The 11,279-nt window shown below is 52.5% G+C and carries 8 protein-coding genes; 1 reads left to right on the forward strand and 7 read right to left on the reverse strand.

The annotated features are described in order from the left end of the window. Positions 1 to 367: 367 nt before the first annotated feature. Positions 368 to 955 carry an SOS response-associated peptidase family protein gene (locus tag ACN0WW_RS16810; RefSeq protein ID WP_417614170.1) on the forward strand — a complete coding sequence of 196 codons (588 nt, stop codon included), beginning with the start codon at positions 368 to 370 and terminating at the stop codon, positions 953 to 955. 918 nt (positions 956 to 1,873) lie between these two features. Here ACN0WW_RS16810 and ACN0WW_RS16815 read toward each other — a convergent pair. The 7 genes from ACN0WW_RS16815 to ACN0WW_RS16845 all read right to left on the reverse strand — a co-directional run. Next, positions 1,874 to 5,242 carry a hypothetical protein gene (locus ACN0WW_RS16815; RefSeq protein WP_417614172.1) on the reverse strand — a complete coding sequence of 1,123 codons (3,369 nt, stop codon included), beginning with the start codon at positions 5,240 to 5,242 and terminating at the stop codon, positions 1,874 to 1,876. Between the two features lie 799 nt (positions 5,243 to 6,041). After that, positions 6,042 to 6,860: a hypothetical protein gene (locus ACN0WW_RS16820; RefSeq protein ID WP_417614174.1), complete on the reverse strand. Its 819-nt coding sequence runs from the start codon at positions 6,858 to 6,860 to the stop codon at positions 6,042 to 6,044. A gap of 1 nt (position 6,861) precedes the next feature. Then, entirely contained in the window at positions 6,862 to 7,542 is a 681-nt protein-coding gene (locus ACN0WW_RS16825; protein WP_417614176.1) for a hypothetical protein, read from the reverse strand. 201 nt (positions 7,543 to 7,743) lie between these two features. Then, positions 7,744 to 8,322, reverse strand: coding sequence for a hypothetical protein (locus tag ACN0WW_RS16830; RefSeq protein ID WP_417614178.1), 579 nt, complete (start codon positions 8,320 to 8,322; stop codon positions 7,744 to 7,746). Between the two features lie 164 nt (positions 8,323 to 8,486). Then, complete coding sequence (locus ACN0WW_RS16835; RefSeq protein WP_417614180.1) at positions 8,487 to 9,329, reverse strand: hypothetical protein; 843 nt, start codon at positions 9,327 to 9,329, stop codon at positions 8,487 to 8,489. Positions 9,330 to 9,399: 70 nt separating this feature from the next. Next, the gene (locus tag ACN0WW_RS16840) at positions 9,400 to 10,284 is read right to left on the reverse strand and encodes a 3'-5' exonuclease (protein ID WP_417614182.1); all 885 of its coding nucleotides are present in this window, start codon (positions 10,282 to 10,284) and stop codon (positions 9,400 to 9,402) included. A 134-nt stretch (positions 10,285 to 10,418) separates the two neighbouring features. Next, the coding region (locus ACN0WW_RS16845) for a hypothetical protein (protein WP_417614184.1) at positions 10,419 to 11,279 on the reverse strand (861 nt) is incomplete at its 5' end.

The following is an 11,279-nucleotide window of genomic DNA, read 5'->3' on the forward strand; positions in this document are numbered from 1 at the left end:
TGGTAGTCGGATGGGTTAACTGGAATGGTATAGTTCATGAGATTCTTTCCTTTGCGGCTTTGCCGCGCTGAGTGGTTTCGAACCACGAAGCTGGAATTTTTCCTTTCAACTTCATGATTCAAATTATCTGCTTTTCTGAAAGAATTACTCTCTTCTGAATTACCTATCCCGATGCTGTGCTACCCTGCATCTTACATCTGACCCATTGCAGGCCCTAACCCCTACCCTCGTCTTAAGCCAACAATGTTAGTTGCCACGCATTGTCTGGGCCAACATGGAGTCCTAATTAAGGGATCAGGCTGGTTTGACGCGCTATGGTATGGCGATTATCAATCACGAATATCAAGTTTCTTGATCGGCGGAGAACATGTGCAACCACTATCAAAATCATCCTGAAGCTATTCCCACTTGGAAAGAATATATTGGCGCGACTGATGAAACCCCGTTCTCTGAAATCAAGATTGATGTCTGGCCGAAATATCAAGGCATTGTTGCCCGCGTAGATGACGGTCAGACGAAACTGGACACCATGCAATGGGGCGTTCCGCTCACCATGAAAGGGAAGCGCCCTGGCACGACGGTTACAAAGCGAATAACCAACGTTCGCAATCTCTCCAGCTCGTTCTGGCGCTCGATGCTGACAAAACCTGAAAATCGCTGTCTTGTGCCATTCACGCAATTTGCGGAACCCAAGCCCAATGCGGGAAGAGAGGAATGCTGGTTCAAGGTCAGCGACGCGCCTATGTCCGCTTTCGCCGGGATCTGGCGACCTTCCGAAGAAGGCAATGTATTTGCGTTTCTGACCTGCGAACCAAATCCGCTTATCAAACCAATTCATCCAAAAGCCATGCCGGTAATTTTGCACCCTGAGGACTATGACGATTGGCTGTCAGGAGAGGACGCACAAAAGTTCGCGGTGCCGTTTCCATCACAATTGATGTCGATGGCAAGCTGATCATCCACGATTATGACCCAGAGTATGAGCAGCAAATGCTAGCTGAAGGTGAAAATTAATCAGTCCAACGGTCTAGCGTAATCATTGGCGTTCCTTTGTCAGATGATACCAAAAAATTACATCGACCATCACAATCATAAATTCGGCACGGTGGATGCTTGCCAACCAATGAATAGTCAGGGCCTTTGACCATGATGAGAGCCACAAGGTCGACCTTGAACGTCGTTTGGCATTTCGTGCACCAAGCTTTGATCTGGATGCCATTAAGGCGCATATTCCCCGCCGTTGAAAATGCCTTCGGGAGAATCGGTTTATGCCTATTGGAGCCCATTTCTCCCTGAGAACAGAAAGTGAACGAATGGAAAAGCTGTTTCAGGAATATAAATGAAAAATTATAGCGACTACAAAGCCAATCTCTACACCGAGAATTGTCTCCTCTCGGAGCAGCTTGAATAGATCAAAGAGGCTCATGGTGCGCAGATTGTGATCGCATTCTGCGCCGGATTCAAGCACCATTTGAAGATGTGCTCCGTTTTGACAATCCGTTTTCTATGCCAGTATTGACAGAAAGTAGAAGTCGATTGTCAGATTTCGCCCGGCTTTCCACAAGTGCATCTGCGGCGATTATGTTCTATATCCGCTTCGCGCCCCATTATCGGTCATGACGGACCACCTGACGATCGCCCGAAAGCGGACATGCTTGCTCCGAGGTTTCCATAAGCCGATTCCAAGACTATCTTGGATGTCTAGGCCCTGGCAGCTGTCTCCAGCTTTCAGAGTGTCGCCATGGCTACATCGTGACGAACTGGCAGCCTCGCGGGGAAAACGGCAAGGGAGCCCTGCCAAGGAGGGCAATTGGGGCTTGAACACTTGAGAATGCTGCACTGTCACCTGAGCGCGAAGGTATCACATTTTGGCTCAATTCTTCTCCAATTTATCGGCAAAGCGAATACTGAACGCTTCCAAGTTCGCTAGTTCTACGGAGCGCTGGAATGTTGCAGCCGTCGTGCCCTTCCACGGATCATCTTTATTTTCCTGAAATTCGAGATTCAAGGGGACTCCGTCGCCGTAGTCATGATAGCGTAATTGAGCGAGCATCTGTGTAGGAAACAGAAATGCCTGCCCATAGGGGGACGGTGCCTCAAAAACGGGGATGTCATTCATCGAGAAGGCATAACCATCTACCTGATCGGGCAGATGTGTAATCACGAGATCTTCAGGCTTTGAAACGTTGTCTTCACCATATGGCCAGCGCCAATCATCCAGCCATTTTGGATGTGCCGTGTTTGTAACCACGAGGACCGGATCATTACCATTCTCTCTTATTCGCGCGCTTCCGTCGCGCACAGCACGCCAGAAGTCTTCGGGATTTCGTCCAGCTAGTTCCTGAAAATTCGCGCACCTAACCGAGTCCATCCAAACGATACTGGCAATCCGTTCCGACATAGTATCGCGCCACCAGTCATCTTCGTTTATGACTGTATGCCCCATGGGCGGGTCGGTATAGCTGCCTTTGTCTTGACCACCGACGTTTAGAGTAAACGCCTCGAGATCCTCGGTCGTCCCCTCGATATTGGCAAAGAAATTTAGCGGGAAGCGATTACGCCTGAAGGCAGCCAATGCCGCAGCGCGCGTTACCTCACGGATGCGTTTGGGGTCAACCTCCGCTTCTTTGATCGCATTTTCACGGTGGTCTACGAGAACCGCTAGGGCCTGTTCCAATAGCTGTTTGGCGTTTCCAAGGCGCAAATCAAATGACCCCGTTTTAAGATCACAGATTTCATCTATAAGCGCGCCGTGTTGCGCTTCGTCGATTGCACCGGTTGCCTGAATTAACGCCTCAAGATGGGTTTCTCGTCGACGAAGCGCGACATCATTGCGTTGCGTTAGCTGCCGACGCAGAGTTCCATTGAGGCCCGTCGGGCCTGTTATAGTGCCCATGATTGATAGGACCTGCGCGAGTGGCAACGCATCGAAGGAAAGGCCACCGTCAAGACTGTAAATCCGCATAGACACTGACGGACTGCGACCAAGGCTTCCAAGTCTTTCGAGAAGATGGTCGAAATCCCCGGAATAACTTCGATTTTCGTAACGAGCATCCGCCCCTGTAATTCTGAGAATTGAAACTAATACTTCTGCACTGGTGATCGGCATGGGTCCTCGATGTCCAATATCACCTTGATCGAGCGGTTGATCCTGCAGCAACATCCGCGCCGCTAGTGCCGGTGTTCCCGTTGAGGCGCCATAGATGGCCCAGTGGATTGAAAGGCTGGCTATCGTAACCAGATGGTCGAGCCATGCGTTGCGCGCAATCGCACCGAAAACAAGGGCTGGCGCTTGGGTCGTTTCCTCCAAGCGGAGAAGCACTGTCTCAACCTGGTCCCACGGCCTATTGATCACAGTGAACGTCAATCCTTCGGTTTCGAGAAGCGAGTGAGAGCCACGTGCCTCCCAAGCTCGCTTCGACTGATGGCGCCAATGTAGCAATAAATCACAGGTCCAGCGCGTCGCCATTTCGTCGCCTCGCCAGACTGCGCGACCAATCATTTCCGTTGTCAGACTCAAATGCTCGACTACATTCTCCGAAATGCGCTGAAAATCGCTCCAAGCCCAATCGGTTTTTCCGTTTCTAGCAGCAATTTCCTGCAGCAAACGTTCCCAACCCGCCGCCATATCTCGCCACGCCCCGTTTAGGACTTCTTCCCTGTTGACACTTGAAGGCGTTGCGTCATCCTCTCTGCGCGCGGTCGATACTGCGCTTTGTTGGCTGATATTTTGCTCCATAAGCTGGTAAAAAAGCTGATAAGCTAAGAGAAGCAAGGGTTGTAGGGCCTTTGGCGTAACAGTCGGGCTTGCACGGCCGAAAATGCTCGCGGGCATATAGGCGAGTCGACCGAAGAATCCTGGTTCGTCAAACAAGCGTTCAGCAGCACGAGCAACAAGATCGCGATAGGCTTTCACCCAGTTAAGACCAAGCTTCTGGTTAGATGCGAAAAAACCTGAGTCCGGCCCGATTAGAGCGTAGTTGAGATCCTCAACGGGGGCCTGCGCAAGCCCATATAGGAAAAAATGAAAATCAATAGCTTCTCTAAGTTGTGTGGAGAATTCTTCTACTTGGCGCCCGTCCACAAGAGAAATCAAATCTGCGACCATTTCATGCAGAAGTTCTGCGCTGGAAGTAACTGCACCATGGTCTTTGCGAATAGTGCGGAAAGTGAAAGAGCACCAGATTCCGAAGATCGAGATGATACCGAGGCTGGTGGTCGCGCGCGCAAGTGGCACATCGCCTTCATACTCACGGCCAGGCTCGACGGGGATGACGAAGTCTGGCTGCGTTTCGGTATCAAGTTGACTGACCTTATCAATCCAGTTCTGGATGATCGGTTTGAGAATCGCCATACGCACGTTGACTAGAGATTTTTTCCGCCAAAGTTGTTGCATTGTTTTCGGTTCGCCGTAGTCGACAGGCCCATACCAAATCCGAGCTGTAAGCTTTGGTTCAAAGATATCATTCTCGTCACTCACTTCGGGTAGGTATCCATAGGTTCCTGCTCCATCCCAGCGATTTCGTGTAACGATTTTAGTTAGCTCACGTGGCCAGACGACATTGGCGACGTAAGCTCTTATCAGTGGAGCTCGCCGGGCGGGATGAATAAAAGCAATTGTCCGAATGACGAAATAACTAAGTGCCACGATATTGGCAGTGAACCAGAGCAAGTTGAGAATTGAGAATACCGCAGCCACGTTCGGGGCTAACTGTGAGGCGAATGGCAGTTGGATTCCGATTACGAGGCAAAGCAAAAGAGAGCTGAGGCCAACAAAGATCGCGTCTGTTGATTCGATAAAAATAGTGAGCCGAGTTGCAAAAGACGAACGGTTTTGGTTGAGAAGGCCAACAAACGCGATTACGAAAGGGAAAACGAGCCCAACCAATGCGGCTTGAACGCCCAGAATTCCCAAGCTTAGGCTTTTCAAATCGCCACGGGTCTCATCCGATAGTTTCAGCTGCGAAATATAGCTGCTTTCGCCCAGTATTATTGCGGAGCTGTAGATCGCAGTGACGAGGATGATAGTTGCGATCGGGTTGCCCGATATAGTAATTATGGACCGCTTGAGAAAATGATAGCGGTGTTCGCGCGCGATCTTGCTGCCGTTGAGGTGGGTCGTGACTATACTGCGCACAATTCGCCTGAGGCTTGGACGGAAGATTGCCAGCACTATTTGTAGCGCCAACTTCAGTTCTCGACATGCTCTATCAATTTTCGGACGGTCTGAGTTTTGAACCATTTATGCTCCCGATTCCCGCAGTTACGGAAATAGGACGTTGCATGCAATCCAACAGAACACAACCTAACGCGTTAGAGTTGAGTTGGCACAAGCTCCGCGGCGCCAGGGAAAGGCGTAGAAGCAAAACGAGTTTTCAAAGAATTTAAGAGACACCAATACTAAGCCATTCGCTCGGGTGTTGCCCCCAACGTTGCCCTACAAAAATTGGTGGGAGCATTCTGTGTGCCAAATACAAACTAAGTATTTGGAAAAAATGGTAGACGCTGAGGGGTTCGAACCCACGACCCGCTGATTAAGAGTCAGCTGCTCGACGGCAGCTTTTGCCGATTTGTCGCCAAAAGCGGACTGTCAGCGTTCGGCCCAACTACAGTCGGTCCGAAATTCGCGCAATTGTTGCCGTCTCCTCGACCCATTCTCGATTCTGAAAGCTGCCGTTCAGCGCTCAGAATTTGTTCGCGCCAGAACGGCAATTACTAGGTGGTTTCGCGACTGCCAGCTTTCGAAAAGCTAATCTGAAATGAGGACCATGGCCTGCGGCTTCGTCTAGACCGACGTCGGACATGCCGGAGTCGAACTCAGTGCATGTCTGCTCCGGATTCTAAGGTAACTTTCAACGCAGCGCGCGAATAAATCGATTGGTCACCTGATCTTGTTGGCTAACGAAGCGTGAGAGATTAGATGACGAGGTGCTCCGGATGAACCAGAGGGAAGTGGGTTTTTGCCGATCTTGCCTCCTGATAAATGACGACGGGCGGCCTCCGAAGAGACCGCCCGTTGTTCTTGGCATAATGCTGCCTGGTCAGTCTGGCATCACGGCCCGTTCGTCTGCAAATTTCAGCTGCAGCAAATATTCGCTGAGCGCTCGGGGGCCATTTTCCCAAGCGCGCGTCCCCCAATCGCTCCACCGATCGACGCGGTGACAAAGCCAGAAGTAGAACCGGTCCCGGGCATATTGATCCGGGAAGGTGAGAGACCACAAGGTCCGACGCAGCGGAATGTTCGGCCCCAGCCCGTCGCCGACAAGGCGAATGGCACCCAGCTTGCCGATCATCACCCGCTCGAACCGATATGGCAGCCGGTCAGCATAACGCTCCAGTTTCTGGAGCGCTGCCTCCCATTCGGGCGTCATGGCTTCCGGGTCGAGCCCATGCCACCGCTCCAAAGTCGGCAGACCAACCGGCAGCGGCTGATTCCTCAGGCTGCGTGTGTTGGCGAGCATCAGCAAGATAGCAAAAGCTTCCGGCGTGAGTTCCGTAGATTGGGAACCGCCCCGGACATAAGTCATGAGCTTCTTATCGATCAGCCAGCTTTGGTAGAACCGGGACCTGTCGTAGTCGCCGAAAAGGTCGATGGCCTTCTCCTCGACCCGAATGATCCGGCGTTCCGTGATCACCAGAAAGGTGAGCAGGAACTCCAGTTCGAGGTCAATATACGGAAGATGCTCGGGCATCGCCATATTGAAGCGCTTGACCCACAGACATTCACGAACAGACGCCCACCGGCTGTCGTCCTCGTCGATCAGAACCTGATCGCCTGTGGTTTCACCTGGAGCTGCCATCCAGTATCCCCAAGGCAGATTGGGATTGCGGCGTTTTTCGTATGGAATATTCTCGTCCATTTCACTTCTCCCCTGCATCGAGGCCGACAGGCGGCACGGTAGAGGCGCTGGTATCGATGGGAACGCCCGAACCCGTTTCGCCACCAGCCGCAGCCAACTGATGCGCGAGATTTGTGCACTGGGTGAACACGTAATCCTCGCCGCGATAAGTCTGTCCGTTTTCCGCCGACATATGGTCTTGGTAGCAGCCAGGACGCAAATCATAGGATTTGTCGCAGGCGAACCCGAACCACCATTGTTCTTCATTGAATGTAGGCCGTTCCTGCTCGCCGCGCGGCTGGCGGACCCGTTCCCGGGCCTGCCCTGTAATATGGCAGACAGAAACGCGTTCGTCGGTTTCTTCGTCGCAGGGCGCGCTGTAGTTAAGGCCGCCATGGGGCTGGACACCAAGGTCTGCTGGAACAGCGCGGTAGTCGTAGCCGAACAGAGGATGCTTGGCGCTCACCGCGACGTAGCCTGACAAGGTGCCATTTCGGGCGCGCAACATCAGGCACGGCAATCCGGTTGCCGGATCGACCCATGCCAGCTTGTCCGGTTCATCGCGCCATGGCCCCTCTTGTCTTGGCTGACGCGCGGGAACATGGAACAACTGGGTCGGCACGATGGAAGTGCCCGCGATTGGATATGGTTTTTTCGCTTCGACCTTTGCCGGCACGCGATTATTGGTTGGCTTCTTCGCCATGATGTATTTCCTTTAGATATAAAAAAAGCCGCAGCGACGGAATGTCGGGCGGCCAGGTTGATGATATGTGCAGCGTTTTTGCTCGCTGCAGGGTTTTTGTGTGTTTGCTACATAATATCTGCTCCTGCTGTTATTGATTGATGATGTCGCGCGGCAAACGCTGCCCGGAAGGCCAGCAGCCGCTACACGCATGCCTGCTCTTCAAAATATCACAGGACGCAGGTCGTCGACGCGGCGCCAAGCCTGGAAGGCCGCGACCAGGTTCGCCTGGTCTGGATCTTCAGAGAGACAATTGAAGACCCAGGAAAGCCATAACGCCTGTGCGTGATCTGCTGCCCGCCGAGATTTTTCTGATGGCCCGGCCAACTTGGACGCTAAAGTTATTCCGAACAGTTCGGCGCTGACCCTGACATATTGGTCTTCTGTCCGGTGAACATGGATCTTGCGGTGGAGACCCAGATTAAAGATCGGCAGTGCATGAAGGACATCATTAGCAAAGTCGGCTTTGGTTTTTGGCCGGTGAGACCCGCCCGGAGCTTCCAGAATCGCGCAAACGCAGTCGGTTTGTTGATCGAGCAGCTTCGTCATTTCCAGCAAAGGAGCGATTCGGGTCTTTGTTGGATATGTATGATGATGGCGCGTGAATAATATGTCATCGCCAGGCTGGAAATTGACTTCGAAGGCACCAAAGGCGCGTATGAACCGCTCCGTATTGCGGCGATAGGGATGATAGACGACGGAGAAGGTGACGATCCTCTCCGAATATATGGGAAGTTTCATAAAAATTATCCTGAAATGCCAAGCGGGCGGTCATCCTGAGATGCCGCCCGCTTGGGGTTGGTTGAAGATATTGGTAGAGCCGGTCGTCACTAGAGGTCCGCCCTTTATGACGCCGGCTCAACTTTAAGAATGTCCACGCCTGTGATGGAGCGTAGAAATAGAAGCTACGCCGCCCGGTAGATCGGGCAGGTATAATTGGCTGTGGAATCTTTGAGCTGAGCCCAGGGTTTGAAGGTCCGCCTCAAAAATTCGCTGCCCGGATTTGCGGTCGTTGCTGCGTTTGCCAGCGCCAAGCTGCATGCGGGAATGGCGCACCGGACCAGCCCGTGGGATTTGAGATGGCGCAGCATGATGATCGCCGTCGTCATCACATCAGCCAGCACCTGCTCCTTGACGTCCCCCCACTTCCCCTTCTCGACTAGTTCGCCAATGGTTTTAGACGGCGACGGCTTTGCCGGTATCGAGCAAGCTGCTGCATATTCCGGCAGATGGACAGATTCCGCGCGGATAGAGACGGCGCCGCATAGATCGATCCTGCGGTCTGAAACCGGCGAGAGTTCGCGCAGCTGATGAGGCATGATCAGATCAAACTCGCTAGCGGCTCGGCGCAGAACGGCCAGATCTTTATGCTCCCCGCCCCATGTCACCAGCACAGCGCCTGGTTCCTGGTCCACGGCGTCAAAAAACGCAGAGACCATTTCCTTTTCGCTGTGGTCATTGGAAGAGAGAACAACCGGACCTTGAATCTCCGGAGTGTCCGAACCCTGCTTGAAGCGCATTACGCACCAGGATGCTGCCGCCACGCGGTGAAACGGCCAGCGGATCTTTTCCTCGGCGTCTTTGCCTTCGGCTACGCCATATCCGTTATGGCGGTCCCGGTCATAAGCATATTCAAAGTCAGCAACGATATAGCTGCGGGTTCTGTTTTGATTGCCTGCACTGCCGCGCGCTGCAAATAGATTGGCTTCGCGTGCCAGCTGCCGTTCAATTTCTGTTGGGTTAGTCATGAGTATATTTCTTTCATAAAAAAAGCCCGCCGAAAGGCAGGCCGTGTTTGTTGGGGCTTGTGATTAATTTTTACCGGTGACGTTCATTCGCGGTCATCGTTTTGGCGCCGAACAGCGGAAGGCCTTCGGTTCGGAACCAGCTGCGTTCAACAGCCAGCTTTTCCTCCGCCATTTCTTTGCACCAGATGCGACGCCCAGCATCCCACCGGTAACCTCGAGCCTTGAGCTTATCCTTTGCAGAATATGGCGCGCGCAAAGCTTCAACGAGCACGGTGGGTATTTCCGCTGCCTGCAGTAGGCGTTGCAGATGGGTTTGGACCGGACTGTCGCCTGGCCCCCGCTGGCGCTGCTGCAGCAACCAGAACAGCGACCAGACGTCTGCTTCTGCTCGGTGGGCATTGGTGAACCAGCCGTGTTGCCAAAGCAGATGTTGCTGCGAACGTCCTTCGTAGCCAAGCTTCAACCAGTCGATCTCGCTGCAGGAACAAGCCCAGGCTTTGCCTTTCAGCCCCGGGTAGCGCTGCTCGATCCAGGCGAGATCGAATTTTGCGTTCTGGGCGACGAGCAGGTCTGCTCGGTCGAGAAAGCCGAATGCCGCATTGTCGTCAATCTGTTTGCCGACCAGATGGTGATTGGCAAGGCCCGTTATCAACGTGATCTCCGGTTCCAGTTCTACGCCAGGATCTTGCAGCCAACTTACCGGACCCATATGTCCGGTGACATTGCCATCATCATCCACCCAGACCAGCATGATCGCCAGTTCGATCAGCTTGTCTTCGTGAACGTTCAACCCCGATGTTTCTGTGTCTAAAATTGCAACACATCTGCCATCGGGCGGCACGCCATCTTCCGGCATATGGGAAAAGCGGATCGGGACAGCGCGCAGCACGCTATATCCTTCTTCACTGCCCAGCTGTCTGGCGATTGCCTCCAGCTCTGATTGTTTCATGTTCATTTTGGTTTCTCCTTTTGGGAAACCGGCGAGGCTTTGCCGAGCGCAACTGCTCTTTTTTCCTCTCACCTGCCGGCTTCACCGGCAAGGCACTTTCAATGTTCTTTTCTTCTACAACACAGATGTCCGCTGAAGCATCAGCGGCCCCGAGAATTATTGATACGGATAATTAGTTTACGTCTACGCTCCCACTGAGCTTCACTCTCGTCAGGTTTACGAAACGACCAGTTTTTATACTGGCTGAGAAAATGTCCCGGCGTATCGCGCAAGGCCTGCGCTTCATACGGTATGAGTTGAAATATCCGTCTGCATTCTTCGGCTCCGCTCTGAGGGTCGCGCTTATCGCTTCTTACCCGCAGATGCAGTTCGTCGGCAATATAATCTGCCATTTGTTGTTTATTGGTAGCGCGCGCAGAGCGCCATGCAACAATTTCCGGCGGTATATCAGTGTCAAACTTAAAGCGGTCTGGCCGCAGATAAGATACTGCCATTAAGCGGTTGAATGTCGGATCATCTTTTTGTTGCTCGTGAAACGCAATAACCCAGTGATCCTCTGGCTTGGAAATTTCAACCTTGCCCCCTTTAACAATGATCCGATCTGAATGCATAGCGGCGCAAAACCATTTTCGTTGCTCCATTTGTGTATGCTCGATTGCTTCGAGCCGCATTTGTGTTTCTGATAAGAGCAACGCCTCAGGAGTTTTTGAAAAAGCATTGAACAGCGCAGGATCATCGAGATAACGATAGCCGCCGCGTGTTCCCCGCGAAGAGGCCAGAAGCAAGGTGTTTCGATCCATATTGTCTAATATTCGGCTGGCTCTTCCTGGCAAAGGATCGTTCAAATGTTTGTTTCGTGCCGCCTCCCGCGCGATTTGATTGCGCATTCCTAAAGTCTCAATTTTGGAATCTGTGAACAACTCAGCTTGCTTGCGCCGCTTTTGTTTGGCTGCTCGCTCTTTATCCCGATAAATCCTGAGTTTTGGAACCAAATCGAGCCA

The sequence above is a fragment of the Parasphingorhabdus sp. genome, assembly GCF_048269865.1.
GTDB lineage: Bacteria > Pseudomonadota > Alphaproteobacteria > Sphingomonadales > Sphingomonadaceae > Parasphingorhabdus.